This window comes from Xanthomonas sp. NCPPB 2586 (assembly GCF_041475775.2).
GTDB classification, from domain to species: Bacteria; Pseudomonadota; Gammaproteobacteria; order Xanthomonadales; family Xanthomonadaceae; genus Xanthomonas; species Xanthomonas campestris.
The window spans coordinates 369293-387038 of record NZ_CM192981.1; the positions used below are offsets into that span (position 1 = coordinate 369293).

Annotated in this window: 14 protein-coding genes and 1 pseudogene; 9 read left to right on the forward strand and 6 right to left on the reverse strand. The window is 64.4% G+C overall.

Annotated features, from left to right (window positions below; translation table 11 throughout):
• Nucleotides 1–206: 206 nt before the first annotated feature.
• Nucleotides 207–542: a hypothetical protein gene (locus tag ACCQ09_RS01595; RefSeq protein WP_040940411.1), complete on the reverse strand. Its 336-nt coding sequence runs from the start codon at nt 540–542 to the stop codon at nt 207–209.
• A gap of 144 nt (nt 543–686) precedes the next feature.
• On the opposite strand from ACCQ09_RS01595, the gene ACCQ09_RS01600 reads away from it, so the two are divergent.
• The 5 genes from ACCQ09_RS01600 to purU all read left to right on the forward strand — a co-directional run bounded on the left by ACCQ09_RS01600 (nt 687) and on the right by purU (nt 5494).
• Nucleotides 687–1568 (forward strand): NAD-dependent protein deacetylase, encoded by an 882-nt coding sequence (locus tag ACCQ09_RS01600; RefSeq protein WP_228428174.1) that lies wholly within the window; start codon nt 687–689, stop codon nt 1566–1568.
• 81 nt (nt 1569–1649) lie between these two features.
• A complete protein-coding gene (locus ACCQ09_RS01605; RefSeq protein ID WP_029216872.1) occupies nt 1650–2747 on the forward strand; it encodes an NADH:flavin oxidoreductase/NADH oxidase in 1098 nt (365 codons plus the stop codon).
• Between the two features lie 52 nt (nt 2748–2799).
• Entirely contained in the window at nt 2800–3675 is an 876-nt protein-coding gene (locus ACCQ09_RS01610) for an NAD(P)-dependent oxidoreductase (RefSeq protein WP_057671136.1), read from the forward strand.
• A gap of 356 nt (nt 3676–4031) precedes the next feature.
• A complete protein-coding gene (locus tag ACCQ09_RS01615; RefSeq protein WP_011035564.1) occupies nt 4032–4424 on the forward strand; it encodes an XVIPCD domain-containing protein in 393 nt (130 codons plus the stop codon).
• Nucleotides 4425–4642: 218 nt separating this feature from the next.
• Nucleotides 4643–5494, forward strand: a complete 852-nt coding sequence (purU, locus tag ACCQ09_RS01620; protein WP_161962224.1) for a formyltetrahydrofolate deformylase — start codon at nt 4643–4645, stop codon at nt 5492–5494.
• Between the two features lie 275 nt (nt 5495–5769).
• Here the strand turns inward: purU and ACCQ09_RS01625 are convergent.
• The 4 genes and pseudogenes from ACCQ09_RS01625 to ACCQ09_RS01640 all read right to left on the reverse strand — a co-directional run bounded on the left by ACCQ09_RS01625 (nt 5770) and on the right by ACCQ09_RS01640 (nt 11427).
• Nucleotides 5770–6902, reverse strand: a protein-coding gene (locus ACCQ09_RS01625) for an IS3-like element IS476 family transposase (RefSeq protein ID WP_506182979.1) whose coding sequence is annotated in 2 segments (ribosomal slippage) — nt 5770–6647 and nt 6647–6902 — 1134 coding nt in all. Because the reading frame shifts where the segments join, the coding sequence is not laid out codon by codon here.
• Between the two features lie 401 nt (nt 6903–7303).
• Nucleotides 7304–9260: pseudogene (locus ACCQ09_RS01630) on the reverse strand (choice-of-anchor X domain-containing protein).
• Nucleotides 9261–9536: 276 nt separating this feature from the next.
• On the reverse strand, nt 9537–10412 hold the full coding sequence (locus ACCQ09_RS01635) for a methylenetetrahydrofolate reductase (RefSeq protein ID WP_040940416.1): 876 nt from the start codon (nt 10410–10412) through the stop codon (nt 9537–9539).
• Between the two features lie 109 nt (nt 10413–10521).
• Nucleotides 10522–11427, reverse strand: coding sequence for a LysR family transcriptional regulator (locus tag ACCQ09_RS01640; RefSeq protein ID WP_040940417.1), 906 nt, complete (start codon nt 11425–11427; stop codon nt 10522–10524).
• Between the two features lie 97 nt (nt 11428–11524).
• Between ACCQ09_RS01640 and msuE the strand changes: the two genes are divergently transcribed.
• The 4 genes from msuE (at nt 11525) to ACCQ09_RS01660 (ending at nt 15719) form a co-directional block, all read left to right on the forward strand.
• Nucleotides 11525–12118: an FMN reductase gene (msuE, locus tag ACCQ09_RS01645; RefSeq protein ID WP_040940418.1), complete on the forward strand. Its 594-nt coding sequence runs from the start codon at nt 11525–11527 to the stop codon at nt 12116–12118.
• A 152-nt stretch (nt 12119–12270) separates the two neighbouring features.
• Nucleotides 12271–13290, forward strand: coding sequence for a DUF1852 domain-containing protein (locus tag ACCQ09_RS01650; protein WP_040940419.1), 1020 nt, complete (start codon nt 12271–12273; stop codon nt 13288–13290).
• The gene (locus ACCQ09_RS01655; protein WP_040940420.1) at nt 13283–14314 is read left to right on the forward strand and encodes a methionine synthase; all 1032 of its coding nucleotides are present in this window, start codon (nt 13283–13285) and stop codon (nt 14312–14314) included. The genes ACCQ09_RS01650 and ACCQ09_RS01655 overlap by 8 nt, the downstream gene beginning before the upstream one ends.
• A gap of 484 nt (nt 14315–14798) precedes the next feature.
• Nucleotides 14799–15719, forward strand: a complete 921-nt coding sequence (locus ACCQ09_RS01660) for an Abi family protein (RefSeq protein WP_040940421.1) — start codon at nt 14799–14801, stop codon at nt 15717–15719.
• A gap of 203 nt (nt 15720–15922) precedes the next feature.
• Here ACCQ09_RS01660 and ACCQ09_RS01665 read toward each other — a convergent pair whose 3' ends face one another.
• Nucleotides 15923–17362: an OprO/OprP family phosphate-selective porin gene (locus ACCQ09_RS01665; RefSeq protein ID WP_040940422.1), complete on the reverse strand. Its 1440-nt coding sequence runs from the start codon at nt 17360–17362 to the stop codon at nt 15923–15925.
• Nucleotides 17363–17746: the final 384 nt, after the last annotated feature.

Sequence of the window (17746 nt, forward strand, 5' to 3'; positions counted from 1 at the left end):
GAGCGGGGGAGCGCGTCACTTTCGCGATGTCATATTGCAGATGCGTTGCGTGTGCGGCAGATCACGCAAAAAAGCTGGTGCAGTGCCTGGAACTGTGACGTGTGCAGGCTTTACTCCGCTCTGTCATCAGCGCGCCCTGCGCTGGCGCTCGCATCGGCTGCGGCGTTGCACTTTGCATCAGTGATGGTGGCGTTCGCCAAGACGAATCAAATGCGGTGCAGCGTGCCTGTGGGAGTGAACGCGCCAAGATCCAGCTTGCGCACGCCCAAGGCATTGGCCTGCAGCTTGAGCTCGGCGATCGCGAACAGGTGCTTGACCGGGTGCCGCGCCTCACGCGCGCAGCGTGCAACCAGGAGACGAGCGCAACCGCGATGCAGGCAGATGCGCCTGTGCTTGGAATCGCACCGCGCACCCCAATTGAAAGGCCATCTCCCGTGGCGTCTTTGCATCGTGAACCGCTCTGCGTCATCCCCCGCCCCATGCACCGCGTTACTGCGCGCGTCCGTGGCAACGTGGAGCATGAAGGACAGGCCTGCCCGCATGTGCAACCAGCACCTGCGCGCAGCGTGCAGGCCACGGCCGTGGCACCAGCCAGCTTTCACCGCAGCGCCTGAACGTGTTGCACCGCTACAGGCACGCACGCGGGCGTTGTTGCACAGTGACCACACCATGACCGGAGTTGCACGATGACTGTTGCGATCACGCAGACCGGCCCGGCGCTGCAGGAGTTCATCGAGCGCCACCAGCGCTTGTTCGTACTCAGCGGCGCGGGCTGCAGCACCGATTCGGGCATTCCCGATTACCGCGATCTGCAGGGCGGCTGGAAGCGCCCGCAACCGGTGACCTTCCAGGCGTTCATGGGCGAGCTGTCCACGCGCCAGCGCTATTGGGCGCGCAGCCTGGTGGGCTGGCCGCGCTTCGGCCTGGCGCGGCCCAACGCCACCCATCACGCCTTGGCCGCGTTGGAGGCGCGCGGGCAACTGGAGTTGCTGCTCACCCAGAACGTGGACCGCCTGCATCAGGCCGCCGGCAGCCAGGCGGTGATCGATCTGCACGGCCGGCTCGATGTGGTGCGTTGCATGGGCTGCGAACAACGCATGCCGCGCACCGAGTTCCAGTTGCTGCTGGAGCGCGACAACCCCGGCTGGGCCGACCTGGAGGCCGCCCAGGCGCCCGATGGCGATGCCGATCTGGACAACGTGGCCTTCGACAACTTCGTGGTGCCGGCCTGCCCGGCGTGCGGCGGCGTGCTCAAGCCGGATGTGGTGTTCTTCGGCGAGAACGTGCCGCGCGAGCGCGTGGAGCGCGCCTTTGCGCATCTGCAGGCCGCCGATGCGGTGCTGGTGGTGGGGTCTTCGTTGATGGTGTATTCCGGCTTCCGCTTCGTGCAGGCCGCCGCACGTGCAGGCCTGCCGATCGCCGCGCTCAACTTCGGGCGCACCCGTGGCGACGACCTGCTCAGCCTGAAGGTGGAGCAATCCTGCGCGCAGGCGCTGGCGTTCCTGCAACAGCCGCCGGACCCCCTGCACACGGCCACCGCCAGGTACCACAGTGCGCGTTCGGCATGACGCAGTGATCCATCGCAGCGGTTGTGCCCACGCGCGTGGCGCAGTGCAATGGGCATCCCTACGTCGCGTGTGGATGTCGCCTTGAGCCAGTTGTTCACCCCCATCAATTTTGGTCCGCTTGCGCTCGCCAACCGCATTGTGATCGCGCCGATGTGCCAGTACTCCGCACAGGACGGCCGCGCCACCGACTGGCATCGCATCCACCTGGGCACGCTGTCGCAATCCGGTGCCGCGCTGTTGATCCTGGAAGCGGCCGCGGTGCAGCCGCAGGGCCGTATCTCCTACGCCGACCTGGGCCTGTACGACGACGCCACCGAGCAGGCGCTGGGCGAGGTGCTGGCATCGGTACGGCGCTGGTCGCCGATGCCGATCGGCATCCAGTTGGCACATGCCGGGCGCAAGGCCTCCACCGATCTGCCGTGGAAGGGCGGCGAGGCGATCGCCCCGGACCACGCCAATGGCTGGCAGACCGTGTCCGCCTCGGCACTGCCGTTCCGCGACGGCCAGCCGCTGCCGCAGGCCCTGGACGCCGCCGGCATCGATGCGGTGGTAGAGGCCTTCGTGACCGCGGCCAAACGTGCTGAACGCCTGGGGCTGCAGCTGATCGAACTGCATGCTGCGCACGGGTACCTGATGCATCAGTTCCTGTCGCCGCTGAGCAACCAGCGCAGCGATGCATACGGCGGCTCGCTGGACAACCGCATGCGACTGACGCTGCGCATCTTCGATGCGGTACGCGCGGCGGTGTCTGACCAGATGGCCATCGGCGTGCGCATCTCGGCCACCGACTGGGTGGATGGCGGCTGGGACCTGCCGCAGAGCATTGCGTTGTCCAAGGCGCTGGATGCGCGGGGCGCGCACTACATCCATGTCTCCAGCGGCGGGCTGGACCCGCGCCAGCAGATTCCGGTGCAGGCCAGCTACCAGATTCCGTTTGCCGAAGCGATCCGCGCGCAGGTGGACACGCCGGTGATCGGCGTGGGCCTGATCACCGAACCGCAGCAGGCCGAAGCGATCCTGCGCGATGGCCAGGCCGATGCGATCGCGCTGGCGCGCGGCATCCTCTACGACCCGCGCTGGCCGTGGCACGCCGCCGCCGCGCTGGGCGCATCGGTCACCCCGGCGCCGCAGTACCAGCGCTGCGAACCGCGCGAAGCGCGTGGCGTGTTCGCCAGCTGACGCGCGCGCAACCGACCATGGACCGATCATCTCGACCAAGCAGAGGGCATGCATGCCAATAGGATTTCTGGGGCTGGGCACGATGGGCCTGCCGATGGCGCACAACCTGCTGCGCGGCGGCTTTGAACTGACCGTATGGAACCGCTCGCCGGCACGTGCGCAGCCGCTGCGTGAGGCCGGTGCACACGTGGTGGAGCAGCCGCAGCAAGCCGCGCACGGCCCACTGCTGTTTTCGATGCTGGCCGACGACGCCGCGGTGCGGCAGACGGTACTCGACGGCGGCGTGCTGGATGCGCTGCCGGCCGGCAGCGTGCACGTCAACATGGCCACCATCTCGGTGGCGCTGGCGCACGAGTTGACCGCACTGCATGCCGAGCGGGGCGTGGCCTATGTCGCCGCCCCGGTGCTTGGCCGCGTGGAGGTGGCCGAAGCGGGCAAACTCAACATCCTGGCCGCCGGCGACGATGCCGCGCTTGCCCGCGTGCAGCCGATGTTCGATGTGCTGGGCCAGCAGACCTGGCAGATTGGCAGCGCGCCCGAGCAGGCCAACGCGGTGAAACTGGCCGCCAACTTCTGCCTGGCCAGTGCGATCGGCGCGATGGCCGAAGCCAGCGCGCTGGCGCGTGGGCATGGCGTGGATGCCACGCAGTTCCTGGGCATGCTCACCAGCACCTTGTTCGCTGCGCCCGCGTATCAAGGCTATGGCCGGCTGATCATGCAGCGCCAGTACACGCCTGCCGGCTTCACTGCCACCTTGGGCCGCAAGGATGTGGATCTGGCGATCCAGGCCGGCGCAGCGCGACAGGTGCCGATGCCGCTGGGCGAGCTGCTGCGCAGCGGCCTGGACGAGGCAATTGCGCACGGCGATGGCAACGCCGACTGGGCCGTGCTGGCCGAGGTCTCCGCACGCCGCGCAGGGCAAGCGTAGCACCTCCGGCGCGTGTGACTGCTGCAGTCGCGCGCGCTGTTCGCAGTGGCATCGTGTGCGAGCGGTGCCGTGCACCACGGTGTGGCTACGACGGCACGCGACTCAAGCACACGCGCTGCGCCAACCGCCTTCAACGACTTGCGCATCAAGCGCCCGCGTTGCGCATCTTGCGGTGTGTCCCGCAGGCATGACGCCTGGTGCGACGTGGCTGGCTTGAGGCCTGGCAGGCAAGCGGCTAAGGTGCCTGCTCGTAACAGCCGCCGCTCCAGGGAGGATGCGATGCGACACCCCAATATCAGGCCCGGTTCGACCGTGCACACCACGCGCACATCGGCCCACGCCGGTGGTGGCGCACGATGACCAGCGCGCCGGTCATCCATCAGGGCCCGGTCGGCCCGGACCATCCCGAACATCCGGACCATCACCTGTTCTCACAGATCCAGGAAGCGGTGAGCGTGCTGGACACCGAACTGGGTAAACCCACCGACGAGGCCAGCATGCGCATGGCCGCGCGGCTGCTGCCGCTGGCCAAGCAGCATGGCTTCGACCAGGTGGATCTGGTGGTGCTCAGCCGCCATCTCGGCGAGGTTGGCGAGAACGTGTTCCTGGTGCGTGGCGCCCTGGACGACCCGGCGCATCTGCGCGCCCACATCACCACCCAGGAAGCGATGGAGACCTCGGTCGACGCCTCGCTTGCGCAGCTGGATGAAATCAACCGGCGGCTGATGCTGCGCCTGCCGCCGCGCTGATCCTTATCGTCAGTGGCATGCGCACCGCGTTCTGCGATGCATGCCACCAGCGCACCACCTGCGATGCGTTGGTCAGCGGATCTGCATGCATGGCGAGCACAGTGCCCCGGTGCATAGCCGCAGTGCGGCTGGCCCAAACGTTGCACCGCGGCGCAACGTAAAAGTTACCGACGCAAGCACTGCGCCAGCGGTGTCATCCATTGGCTATCATCTCGCCGATGCGCTCTGACTACATCCTCACCCTGTCCTGCCCCGACCGTACCGGCATCGTCTATCGCGTGACCGGGCTGTTGTTCGATCTTGCCTGCAATATTCTCGACGCCCAGCAATTCGGCGACGACGAGAGCGGGCGGTTCTTCCTGCGCGTGCATTTCGACAAGCCGCCGCGAACCGACATCGCGCAGCTGGAGCAACAGTTTTCACAGCTGGCCGCCAGTTTCGAAATGACCTGGCAGCTGCACGATGCGCGCCGCCGCGCGCGGCTGCTGGTGCTGGTGAGCAAGCAGGGCCACTGCCTCAACGATCTGCTGTTCCGCATGCATAGCCGGCAGTTGCCGGTGGATATCGTGGCGGTGGTCTCCAACCACACCGACTTCGCACCGCTGGCGGCGTCCTACGGCATCGCCTTCCACCACCTGCCGGTGAGCGCAGATACGCGCGCCGAACAGGAAACGCAGCTGCTGGCGCTGGTCGAGCGCCTGCAGGTGGACCTGGTGGTGCTGGCGCGCTACATGCAGATCCTTTCGCCTGCACTGTGCCGCGCATTGGCCGGGCGTGCGATCAACATCCACCACAGCTTCCTGCCCAGTTTCAAGGGCGCCCAGCCGTATCACCAGGCGCACGCGCGCGGCGTCAAGATCATCGGCGCCACCGCGCACTACGTCACCGAAGACCTGGACGAAGGCCCAATCATCGAACAGGACGTCGCCCGCGTGGACCACGCCATGACCCCGCGCGACCTGGTGCGCCTGGGCAGCGACACCGAATCGCTGGTGCTGGCGCGCGCGGTACGCCGCCATGTCGAACACCGCATCGTGCTCAACGGGCACCGTACGGTGGTGTTTCGCTAGCGGAGCGCTGCAAGCTCGCAACTGCAGCTGTCTCTCACCGCAGCTGCAGGCGCATCCTGTGGAAGCTCGGTGGCGGCATCCATGCAACCACACGGTCCCGCAAGCGTGAGGGCGCCGCACCAAAAAGGAGTCCGCCGCGAGGTAACAGCGGGCCATCGCTAATTACATTGGTTTGCCGTATGGGTCACAACTACAAGAGAGCGAATCAGAAGAACGGCGTGCGCTTCTAGCACCATGCGCACCGACTGACCTGCCCCCATCGTCCGTACCAGTGATTACTGATAAAGCCCGGGGTTGAAGGGTACTGCGTTGTTGGCTTGTTGTGTACGGTAGTTGGCGGCGAACTGTGCCGGCGGGATGCGACCACAACTGCTGTGCGGCCTGATCTGGTTGTAGTGGCGTCGCCAGTCTGCGATCACGTCCCGGGCTTGTGCCAACGAGGTGAACCAGTGCTCGTTGAGGCACTCGTCGCGGAACTTGCCGTTGAAGCTTTCGATGTAGGCGTTCTGCGTGGGGGCACCCGGCTCGATCAGGATGTGCTCAATGCCATGTTGCTGCGTCCAGGCAATGAAGGCGCGACTGGTGAACTCGGGGCCATTGTCGGTGCGGACCGCGCGTGGATAGCCACGGAAACACGCCGCCTGATCGAGCAGGCGCACTACGTAAGCCCCGCTGATGCCGTGATCCACGGCAATGTCCACGCTCTCGCGAGTGAAGTCGTCGACCACGGTCAGGCACTTGATGCGGCGTGCGTTGGCCAGCGCATCGAACACGAAGTCCATGCTCCAGGTGTCGTTCGGCATGGAGGACGCCAGCAGTTTCTGCCGCTCACCCACCGGACGCTTGGCCTTGCGCCGTTTGCGCACCTTCAGCTCGGCTTCCTCGTACAGGCGATAAATCTTTTTGTGATTCACGGATGGAAACTCCGGGCGCAACAAATCATGCAGTCGGCGATAGCCGAAGCGGCGGTGGGTCTGGGCCAGCTCGACCAGCCGCGCCGACAGCGCCTGCGTGGCTGGCGTCGGCACGGGTGCGTGGCGGAAAGCATCGCGGGACAGCCCCGCAAGGCGGCAAGCCCGGCGCTCGCTCAACGGGGTGTGTTCGAGCATTCGTCGGATTGCCTCGCGCTTGCGTTGCGGGCCTAGCGTTTTACCCCGAAGCCAACCTTCAGCGCTTCGATGTCCAGGTGCGCCTCGGCCAGCAACTTCTTCAATCGAGTGTTCTGGACCTCCAGTTCTTTCAGCCGCTTGGCCTCGTCGGCCTCCATTCCCCCGTACTTGGCCCGCCACTGATAAAAGCTGGCCGGGCTGAAACCATGCCGACGGCACAACTCTGCCACGGCCATGCCCGCGTCGGCCTGTTTGATAAACCCGATGATCTGCTCGGTGCTGAATCTGCTCTTCTTCATGTCCGTCCTCTTGGGTTCACGGACTTTATAGCTTCAGCTGGTACGGCTCAGTGGGGGCAGGTCACGACACCCGCGACTGGTCCTTGCCCGCTCACCGTCGCGGGACCTTACGCGGCATGGATGCCGCGTAAGCGCTTACAAGGACGTACTTGCAGCGTGTCCCGCGATGGTGAGCGGGCAAGGGCCCTGCAGCAAACCCGCAGATCATTCGCTCTAAAAAACCGACCAACCCACACCGTTCAATCACCTCTCAAGGCAACCAAGAGCGGTGAACGCAGGCGTTGTGTGGGCCTCGCCTAAGCAAGGAAAACTGCCTGCAAGTAAAACGCTAGGTGGTCCCACGCATGCTGCGATGGCCGACACAAACGCCGGCCATCGCAGTGCACACCGCTAAGCCCGCATCACTTCGCCACGTTGGCGTTCATCACCGCGTTGCGGCTGGCGTCCAGGTATTGCGCCGGGTCGCGCATGCCGGTGGTGTGGCATTGCCCGGTGGTGTGGCCCCCGGTTTACGCCGCCCGGCAGCTGCGCATTGGCCTGCTCCACGGTGCCGTCTTCGGGGTCGTTCAAGACCAGGTCCGAGGCGGCGTTGCAGTAGTCGTTGGTGTACCAGTTGGTCTTGGCGAACGAGGTCGTGTAGTAGTTGACCTTGGCGCGCGCATCGGCGGGAATGCCGGCCAGCCAGGCCTTGGCGCCGTCGTAGGTGAGGTCGGTGTTGCTGCCGCACCCGACGCCGAACCACGAACCCACTGCAGCCAGAATGCCGGAGAGGTTGGTGCCGTGGTACGGCGTGCCTACCGACTGCATCACGCGCCCACCGGTGGCGTTATCCAGCCCGCTCCAGTAGTAGGTGTACAGATGCAGCGCGGCCATGCCGCCCTGGCTGTGCGCCACCGTGGCGAACGAGGACCACTGGCTGGCGAACTGCGCCAAGCGCTGTGCGAATTGATCGTTGCTGCGGTTCTGCTTGGCATCGATAAACGACGACGCCTTGCTGAACTGCGCTTCCGGCCACACGCCGTTGGAGCAGTACCCATGCACCAGCACCAGCCGCGATCCGGCCGCCTGCGGTTGCGCCAGTGCACTGGCAGTGGCCAGCGTGCGCGGGCGTGGCCCCATGCGCATGCTTTCGTCGATGCCGGCCGTGGTGCGCGCAATGCTCGCCCGGCGCAGTGCAGGCAGTTGCAACGGCAGCGTGTCGGCCTGTGCCAGCGGGATGTAATGGTCCGGGTCCTCGATGCGCAGGCCGCGCAGCGTGAAAGGCGCACGCGCACCGGCACGCGCCACCCAGCGCTCGTCCAGGCTCAACGGCAGCTGGCCTTGCTGCGGTGTGAGCATGCCGCCGATCCAGGCCACCGGAATCTGCTTGCCCTTGGCGTCGGTGCCCCACACCTGACCAAACACGCGGTAATGCGTGGGCGCCTGCCCGCGCGCGGCGATCGGCAGCCCGATACTCAGGCGCGTGCCGTCCGCCGCGCGTGCGCTGAGCGCGTTGCCGAGTAGACGCACAGAGGTGTCCAGCACGGGTAATACGTGCTCGCTGGTACGCACGAACGGCTGCCCGGCCTGGTCGCGGCCATGCACGATCACCTGTGCGATCCAGGTGCCGGCACTGGTCGGCTGAAAGCTGCCGCCATACACGCCATCGCCGGCAGCGCCGTCGTCGTGCTTGCCGTCATCGGCCATCGCAAACGTGCGTGCCGTGCCCTGTGGATCGAGCACGCGCAGGCTGGCCTGATCGATCTGCCCGGCCTGGCCGGCCAGCAAGCTTGCGCCTTGTGCATCGCTGCCGCTGAGCAGCGCGTTGAGCGTTAGCGACTGGCCCACCTGCTGGTGGCGATGCCGTGGATAGGAGGCCAGCTGCGTGCGCGGGTCGCCTTCCATCAACACATAGCCACGTTGCGCCGTGGGCGAGGCCGACTGCAGCGTCAGCGACCACACACCGTTCTGCGCAGCGTCCACTGCATAGCGCATGCCGCTGGTGCCGCTGTCGGCACTGCCGAGCTGTGTACGTTGTGCTTGCAGTTGCGGCGCTGCTGCGGCGCGCGCGCCGGCAACGCGCGGCGCGGCCACGGCCGCGTCCCACTGCTGGTCACCGGCCAGCACCATGAAACGCAGGTGGCCGTTTTCCACCGGCAGGTTGCCCTGCCAGCGTGCGCTGGCACCGGCCGGTGCAAGCTCCACCGGCAGTAATGCGCTTTTCGAAAGGATGGCTGATTCCGCCGGTTCGGGCGCGCGCATCTGCGCGAACTCTTCTGGCGGGCCGGCCAATTGTTTGGGCAGTAGCTCGGCCGCGGCCAGGGGCGCGGCGATGAGCGAGAGGGCGCACGACAACGACAACAGCGACGGCGTATGCATGGCAACAGCGCTCCTTGGAGTTGCAAAGTGATGCACTGCGATCGAACACAGCGGCACCGGATGCAGCGCCCCCTCGCTGCGATTCGCAGTCGGTTATACCCCGCATGCATGACAGTGCCGCTGTGCGCTGCAACACCTCACGCGCAACAAACAACCCTGCAGAAATAAATAGTACAGAGTGTGATACAGGTCGTGGGCGTGCCGATTCTTCGCACCTGCAGGCCGCAGAAAACCAGAGGTCTGCGGTTGATGGCGAACCCCGAAACTTGGCGGGTGTCAGTCCGCCAATGGACGCGCGTTGCGGTGGCGGTACTGCTCAACCCACGCGACAGACTGTGCGATGCCGCCGAATGGATAGAAATGCAGGCTGACATCTCCATGCGCTTCGCTGAGGCCGGCGGTGAGGCGATCCACAAAGCGATCCGGCCCCGCAGTCCCGAACAGCTTGCCGAGCGAGATGCCGTACTTGGAGAGCATCGATGCACATGCGCCAACACCGCACCGTGCGGCATAGCGTGCGAGCACTGCGACGCCCGCAGGACCTGGCACGCCCACACGCACGGGATGGGCAATGCCACGCGCGCGCAGCGCGTCCAACCACGTCAGCACAGTGTCGGCATCGAACGCGAACTGCGTGACGATCAGCGGCGCCATGCCGCGCTCGGCAATGCTGCGACACTTGCGTTCAAGCACATCCCACTGCGCGCTTGCAGGCATGCCCAGATGTCCTTCCGGGTGTCCGGCCACGCCGATGGTCTTGATGCCCGAGCGCTCAAACACGCCTGTCTCGATCAGCGACACGCTATCGGAAAACGGCCCAACCGCAGACGGCGCATCACCCGCGATCACCAGGCAGCGTTCAACGCCGGCCTCATCGACGGCGCGCCTGACGAACGCCTGTAGCGCGTCGCGCGAGGCGATGCGCCGCGCGGACAGGTGCGGCATGGGCGCGAAGCCGAGGGCGCGCACCCTCTGTGCGGCGGCCAGTCGCGCCTCGTCGTTCTGGCTGGGCAGGTAGGGAATGAACATGCTTGAGCCACGCATGATCTGCGGCGCTGCTGCAGTCAGCGCCGCCATGTCGTGTGCGCCGACCTCCAACGAATAGGCATCGGTGATGGTGGCGGCGCGGCTGGGTGGATCCGGGGACATCAACGGCGGCGCCGTCCTGTGGTGGTGAGTGGTTGGCTCGCGCACATCAGCGTTCGTGCGGGAAGGCGGCCATGCAACACGTGCGCCTGGGCGGTGGTGTCCATCAGTGGAGTCACGGCGCAGTGGCGCTGCCATTGCCAGGCTGGCGCGCCAGTTCGATAAACGCGCGCAGGTAGTCGATGGCGATATCTGCCTCGCGCGCCCCCAGAAAAATTTGCTTGGCGATGCCGCGTGCACCCAGCCGAACCGGCACCACGTCCATCCTGGCGGCATATTCCTCCACCAGCCAGCGCGGCATCGCGGCCACGCCGCGGCCACTGGCCACCATCTGCATCATGATGTCGGTGGTTTCGATGGCCTTGTGGCGTCTGGGCGTGACACCGGCCGGCAGCAGGAACTGGCTATAGATATCCAGCCGCTCCAGGTCCACCGGATAGCTGATGAGCACCTCGCGTGTCAGCTGCGGCGGCGTGACGTAGGCCGCCGACGCCAGCGCATGACCGCTGGCCACCACAAGCACCTGCTCGTAGTCGAACACCGGCTCGAAGCGCAGCCCGGGCTTGTAAAGCGGGTCGGGCGTGACCAGCAGATCGATCTCGTAGCCGAACAGGGCGCCAATGCCACCGAACTGGAACTTCTGTTTGACGTCCACATCCACATCCGGCCACGTGGCCAGATAGGGCGCCACCAGTTTGAGCAGCCACTGGTAGCAGGGATGGCATTCCATGCCGATGCGCAGCGCACCGCGTTCGCCCTGCGCGAACTGCCCCAGGCGCTCTTCGGCCAGATCCAGCTGCGGCAGCACCCGGTTGGCCACCGCCAGCAAATACTGGCCAGCTTGGGTCAGCCGCAAGCTGCGCCCCTCGCGCAGCCAGACATCGGTGCCCAGCTGCTGCTCCAGCTTTTTCATGCTGTGGCTCAGCGCCGACTGGGTCAGGTTCAACACGCCTGCGGCGGCGGTCAGCGAGCCCTGCTGCTCGACCTGCTGGACGATGGAGAGATGGATGCGCTCAAGCATTCAGATGATCCGAATTCATGGATTGTTGAAATAACACCATTTTACTTCATCGAATGCGAGCCCTAGCATCGGGGTTCGTCGTTTTAAGGCCATCTGTATGACTGTCAACGTGCCACACCCACTCCGCATCGTTGCGGTGTCCGGCGGGATGCAACGCCCCTCCAAGGCGGCCGCCCTGGCCGAGCACCTGCTGGCATTGATCGCCGCGCAGGTGCCATGCGAGCAGCATCTGGTGGAACTCGGGGCCTTGGCACCGCAGTTCGCGGGTGCGCTCTGGCGCTCCCAGCTGCCCGCAACGGTGGAGCAGGAACTGGTCGCCGTAGAGCAGGCCGACGTGCTGGTGGTGACCACACCGGTGTATCGCGGATCCTTCACCGGGCTGTTCAAGCACTTCTTCGACTTCGTCCATCAAGATGCCTTGATCGACACGCCGGTCCTGTTGGCGGCCACCGGTGGCAGCGAGCGGCATGCGTTGGTGATCGACCACCAGCTGCGGCCGCTCTTCAGTTTCTTCCAGGCACGCACGCTGCCGCTGGGCGTCTACGCAACCGACCGGGATTTTCTGGACTATCGCGTGCACAACGAGGCCCTGGCCGAACGCGCCCGGCTGGCGGTGCAGCGGGCATTGCCGCTGATCGCAATGACGCGGCAGGCAAGCGCTACCGCCGCAGCAAACGTGGCTGCGGCCTGAGGGCCATTACGCCCACGGGCGCCTGGCGTGCCACCGGGTCCGTTGGCGAATTGCTTGCCGATCCGGCGTCCCGGCCCCCATCCAGCCAGCATCAACCGCTGCGCTGAAAACTGCGTTTCGTATTGATTTCGAGAACAAGGCGTCAGTGTGCAATGACTCAAGAATTGACCTTCAGCATCAAGAGCCTCCGCTTCGATGAGGACTACCGTCCCGCGGCCAATACACGCAACACAACGAATTTTGCCAACCTGGCCAGAGGGCAGCGTCGCCAGGAAAATCTGCGCAACACGCTGGCGATGATCAACAACCGCTTCAACGACCTGGCGCATTGGGATAACCCCACGCGTGACCGCTACGCTGTCGAACTCGACATCATCTCTGTCGAGATGAAGATCGGTGAGCGCGACACAGGCGATGCATTCCCGTTGATCGAGATATTGCAGCCCAGCATCCTCGATCAAACAACCGGCGCGCGTATCGATGGCATCGCAGGGAATAATTTCTCCTCCTATGTGCGCGACTACGATTTCAGCGTGCTGCTGCCAGCGCACAATCAGGACACATCCAGCTTCAGCCTGCCGGAGGGGTTCGGCAGCCTGCATGGCACGCTGTTCAAGCAGTTTGTGCACTCGGACGCTTACACGGCGCGGTTCGCCAAGCCGCCGGTCATCTGCATCAGCGTCTCCAGCAGCAAGGTCTATCACCGCACCGGAAATCGGCACCCCATCCTGGGCGTTGAATACAGGCAGGACGCATTTTCGTTGACGGATCAATACTTCGAAAAAATGGGCCTGCAGGTGCGTTATTTCATGCCGCCGAACAGTGTCGCCCCATTGGCGTTTTACTTCCTCGGCGACCTGCTGAACGACTACACCAATCTGGAGCTGATCGGCACCATCAGCACGATGGAGACCTTCCAGAAGATCTACCGGCCAGAAATCTACAACGCCAATTCCGCGGCGGGAACCATCTACCAGCCGAGCCTGAAGCATCAGGATTACTCCGCCACCCAGATCGTCTACGACCGGCAAGAGCGCAGCCAGCTCGCGGTGACGCAGGGCAAATTCACCCAGGAGCATTTCATCAAGCCCTACGGGGACATTCTTGCGCGGTGGGCCTCCAGCCACGCTTTCTCGTCAACACCAACGCAAGACATTGCCCATCATGAATAAGCTGCTCCCCACCTCCACCGCCGGTAGCCTGCCCAAGCCGTCCTGGCTCGCGCAACCGGAGAAACTCTGGTCGCCCTGGAAGCTGCAGGATGAGGAACTGACCGAAGGCAAGCAGGACGCGTTGCGCCTGTCGCTGCAGGAACAGCAGCACGCCGGCATCGATATCGTGAGCGACGGCGAGCAGACCCGCCAACATTTCGTCACCACCTTCATCGAACACCTCAGTGGTGTGGATTTCGAAAAGCGCGAGACCGTGCGCATTCGCAATCGCTATGACGCCAGCGTCCCGACCGTTGTTGGCGCGGTGAGCCGGCCCAAGCCCGTCTTCGTGGACGATGCCAAGTTCTTGCGCCAGCAAACCCGGCAGCCGATCAAATGGGCGCTGCCCGGCCCGATGACGATGATCGACACCCTCTTTGATGCGCACTACAAAAGCCGCGAAAAGCTGGCCTGGGAATTTGCGAAGATCCTCAATCAGGAAGCCAAAGAACTCGAGGCGGCTGGCGTGGATATCATCCAGTTCGACGAGCCCGCCTTCAATGTCTTCTTCGATGAAGTCAACGACTGGGGGGTTGCCACGCTTGAACGCGCGATCGAAGGGCTCAACTGCGAGACCGCCGTCCACATCTGCTATGGCTACGGCATCAAGGCCAATACCGATTGGAAGCAGACGCTGGGCTCGGAGTGGCGTCAATACGAAGAGTCGTTTCCCAAGCTGCAGGCATCCACGATCGACATCGTCTCGCTGGAGTGCCACAACTCGCATGTACCGATCGATCTGATCGAACTGGTGCGCGGCAAGAAGGTCATGGTCGGCGCCATCGACGTGGCAAGCAACACGATCGAAACACCGCAGGAGGTGGCCGATACGCTGCGCAAGGCGCTTCGGTTTGTCGATGCCGACAAGCTCTACCCGTCCACCAACTGCGGGATGGCGCCGCTCGCCCGGCACGTTGCACGAGGCAAACTCACTGCCCTCAGCGCAGGCGCAGACATCATTCGCGCAGAGCTGTCAGCGCGGTAGTGCGCTGGTGCTTTCGATGGATTAGCTGCCGTCGCAGGTGCCTCGCTCTCAGCGTCATGATGTGGAATCAGGTCGTTTGCTTGTCGAGTGTGCCGTGCGCGTACCTAGGCTGAGGCATGGTAGCTAACACCGCATGTGATGCTTGGCTGCCATGTGCGATGTCGATCAGGACCCATGGTTGGCTCCCAGTCCGGGAAGATGGTAAGCCGATAGTGGGCTCTGGCCTGGTTTAACCATTGCTGCGAGGACTTGCTCGTCAGCGCCATCACTGGCCTTGCTAGGAACTGCACGCGCGGGGCGGCTACGTAACCCTGCAAGTGAAAAAGCTGCGAGCTGAACGCGTCACATTTGGCTAACATTTGGTTGCTGTGCGGTACCAAATGGTGCAGAATTTCGTCAACACACCCGCCACGCCTCTACAGCTTCTGCTGAAAGCGCAATTTGGCGGGTTTTTTTTTGCCTTGGGCACAGGGAGGTGGGGACAATGCAGTACACGAAGGAGGCGTTGGACTACGCCCAGCAGATTCAGCAGTTGCAGGACCGAGGTCTGGCAATCGCCGATCCCGTCACAGCAGAACTCTACCTGCGGAGGGTTGGTTACTACCGCCTGATGGGCTATCTGTTTCCTTTGCGAGTTGCAGGCAGCGATACCTATCTGCCGGGCGCGAGCATGGACACCGCGCTCGGACTTTACGAGTTTGATCGTCTTCTGCGCCATCTTGTAGGCGAAGCCATTGGACATATTGAAGTGGCCACCCGGACGGCAGTGACCTATAGGCTGGCTCACGCCTACGGAAGCTTTGGCCATCGCAACGCGGCTAATTTCAGGGCAGACGGTGGGGACCGACGCAGTTTAGGTAATTGGCACGTAATCTGGCTAAGAAAGGTCGACGACGAGGTCAGCCGCGCCCGGGAGACGTTCATAGACCACTACAGACAGCGATACACCACCCCACCGTTCCCTGAAGTGCCCATTTATATGGCCAGTGAGGTGATATCACTTGGCACGCTGTCCAAATTGGTGCGTGCCATGCATGGCGTGGATCAAACCGCAATTGCCGCTGAATTTCAGACGGCTGGACCGGTTTTGGTCAGTTGGCTTCATACCGTCTCCGTGGTTCGCAACATGGCGGCGCACCATGGTCGGTTGTGGAATCGGGTTCTTGGCGTGTCGCCGATGATTCCCAGGCACGGGGTCTGGGCGAGCACGTCGTCGGTGGTTCCAGCAAACCGCCTGTTTTTCGTGCTGTGCGTGTTGAATCACCTGCTCAAAAGCAGTGCGGCCAACGTTACGAACTGGCGGATGACTGTCAGCAATCACCTGCGACCGCTTCTGGTCGACGCGTCGCATAGAGCCGGCATGGGAGCCCCGTACAACTGGGAGACGCACGCGCTGTGGAGATAAGCACTGACCTGCCACAAGGCTGGTGCGCGGGCATGTCTGCAACGGCCGCTCGATAGCGCGTTTGAAGTGTGTGTATCGCCGTCCTGATTGTCGAGTTGCGCGCTGCTGGCGAACGCGCAACTCGATGTCTTGCATGCAATGCCACCAAAAACAGGAAACTTCCGTAGTACGGGGATCCGGGTAGTTACATCAGGCTCAGTGAATCAGTAATTGACCTGCAACTGCAGCCGCAGCAGATCGCCTTCCACCACCGGATACGGCGCAGTGGTGACGTCGGTGCGCTTCATCTTCGAATACGCGAATACCAGTTCCAGCGCATCCATCGGTTGCCACTCGACACCGGCTTCCACTTCGTCCAGACGCATGCGCGGCGCATTGGTATCGAACTTGGAACCGCCGCGGTAGGTCTGCCATTTCAGGTACGGCAGCAGAGTGCCGTAATTGAAGTCGTGCTTGTACATCGCCTGCACGTAACCGCCGCTCAGCGAACGGGTACGGATGCGCCGCTGCGCGACATCCAGCTCCGGGCCGCGGCCCACGGTCCACTCGGCCTGCAGGCCGAACGGCTGCGGGTAATAGATGATGTGCGCGGCCACGCGTTGATCGGTGTAGCCGTTCGGCTCGGTGATGGTCGGGGTGAAGCTGCGGCCACCGATGTTCACTGCTGCCGCCGTCGGCACGAACTTGCCGGCGTAGGCATCGGCGCCCACTTCCAGGTACTGGCCGTTGGCGAACTTGAACGGGTAGGTGGCGTGCACCACCGCATGCATGCCGTCGTTGCGCTCGGCGCGGTTGGCGCCCTGGCCGTTGTACACACCGGCACCGAGCACGCCGTAGTCGCCCGAGCCCTTCAGGCCGGATTTGACCAGGTCCTGGAAGCGTCCCTTGGCCACGGTGGGGCTGTAGTAGAACACCGCACCGATATCGCGTTCGTCGCGCAGGCCGGAGTTGAGCGCGTCGGCACGGTCCAGCGTCAAGCGGTTCTGGCTGGACTGCAGGTTTTCCCAACCGTAGGGCATCTTCGACTGGCCCACGCGCACGCGGTATTCGCGCTTCTTGTCGAAGAAGATGTCGGCGTACGCATCGCGCAGCTGCGCGAAATTGGAGGTGGTCGAACCTGTCGGGGTGCTGGCGAAATCGGGCTGGAAGTACAGCGACACGTGCTCGTTGAGATCGCCGCTGAGCACCAGGCGTGCACGGCGGATGCCCAGGCTCTGGTCATTGCCGATGAAGCGGTCGCCCGGCGCACGCAGGTCTTGCGCATCGGCACCGATGCCCTGGTTGTAGCGGATCTGGGTGTAGCCGCGCAGGCTCAACTTGTCGTACCACTTCTTGGGCGCGTCGCTGGCAGCGGTCGGCACGGGCGCGGCCGCTGGAGCGGGCGGCGCTGCCTGGGCCACGCCGGTGCTGGGCGCGGTGGCCGGGGCCGGTGCCGCGGGCGCTTCAGGCAGGGCGGATGCCGGCAGCTTGCCGTTTTCGTCCACCTGCACGAACTTGCCCAGCTTGTCGCGCCCGGGCGCGGGCTCGGCGAAGATCTGCTTGGTCTTGCGGTCGACGTAGAGTTCCAGCTCGGCGGCCAGCGTGCTGCCGCTGGCGGTCGCGCTCAGGGCGCACAGGACGGTGGCGAGATTGCGTTTTTTCATGGATCCGGCTCGGCAAGGGGAACTGGGCGGCGGTGGCGTGGCCGGCCCAGGCGCTCCTGCAAGGGCGCGTGCGGCCAGATGCCGGGCACCGTCATGGCGCTCCGCAGTGCTGCCGTAGCAGCGATGGGGTGCAGTTATATTTAGGTTTGATGTCAGTTTGGTGACATCGGCAGCGCCATCCGACGGATGACTGTGTCAGCTGCATGTCCGGCAGATGTCAATGCTGCGGCAGGCGTGGGCGGTGCAAGGCCTGCCCAGGCCGGGCGTCCACTGCCTTGGCGCGATGGCGCACGCGGCTAGCGCTGCGGGATGTGTGACCACGGCCAGGCGGCGCGGAGATACAGCGCTTTGGCGTCGCCTGTGTGGTCGGTGGAGCGCGGACGA

Bases quoted from the DNA above. Each gene is read 5' to 3' on its own strand.
- ACCQ09_RS01600 (WP_228428174.1), top strand. From the start codon at position 687: ATGACTGTTGCGATCACGCAGACCGGCCCGGCGCTGCAGGAGTTCATC.
- ACCQ09_RS01655 (WP_040940420.1), top strand. From the start codon at position 13,283: ATGAATAAGCTGCTCCCCACCTCCACCGCCGGTAGCCTGCCCAAGCCG.
- ACCQ09_RS01650 (WP_040940419.1), top strand. From the start codon at position 12,271: ATGACTCAAGAATTGACCTTCAGCATCAAGAGCCTCCGCTTCGATGAG.
- ACCQ09_RS01610 (WP_057671136.1), top strand. From the start codon at position 2,800: ATGCCAATAGGATTTCTGGGGCTGGGCACGATGGGCCTGCCGATGGCG.
- ACCQ09_RS01640 (WP_040940417.1), bottom strand. From the start codon at position 11,427: ATGCTTGAGCGCATCCATCTCTCCATCGTCCAGCAGGTCGAGCAGCAG.
- purU (WP_161962224.1), top strand. From the start codon at position 4,643: ATGCGCTCTGACTACATCCTCACCCTGTCCTGCCCCGACCGTACCGGC.
- msuE (WP_040940418.1), top strand. From the start codon at position 11,525: ATGACTGTCAACGTGCCACACCCACTCCGCATCGTTGCGGTGTCCGGC.
- ACCQ09_RS01595 (WP_040940411.1), bottom strand. From the start codon at position 542: ATGCGGGCAGGCCTGTCCTTCATGCTCCACGTTGCCACGGACGCGCGC.
- ACCQ09_RS01615 (WP_011035564.1), top strand. From the start codon at position 4,032: ATGACCAGCGCGCCGGTCATCCATCAGGGCCCGGTCGGCCCGGACCAT.
- ACCQ09_RS01665 (WP_040940422.1), bottom strand. From the start codon at position 17,362: ATGAAAAAACGCAATCTCGCCACCGTCCTGTGCGCCCTGAGCGCGACC.
- ACCQ09_RS01660 (WP_040940421.1), top strand. From the start codon at position 14,799: ATGCAGTACACGAAGGAGGCGTTGGACTACGCCCAGCAGATTCAGCAG.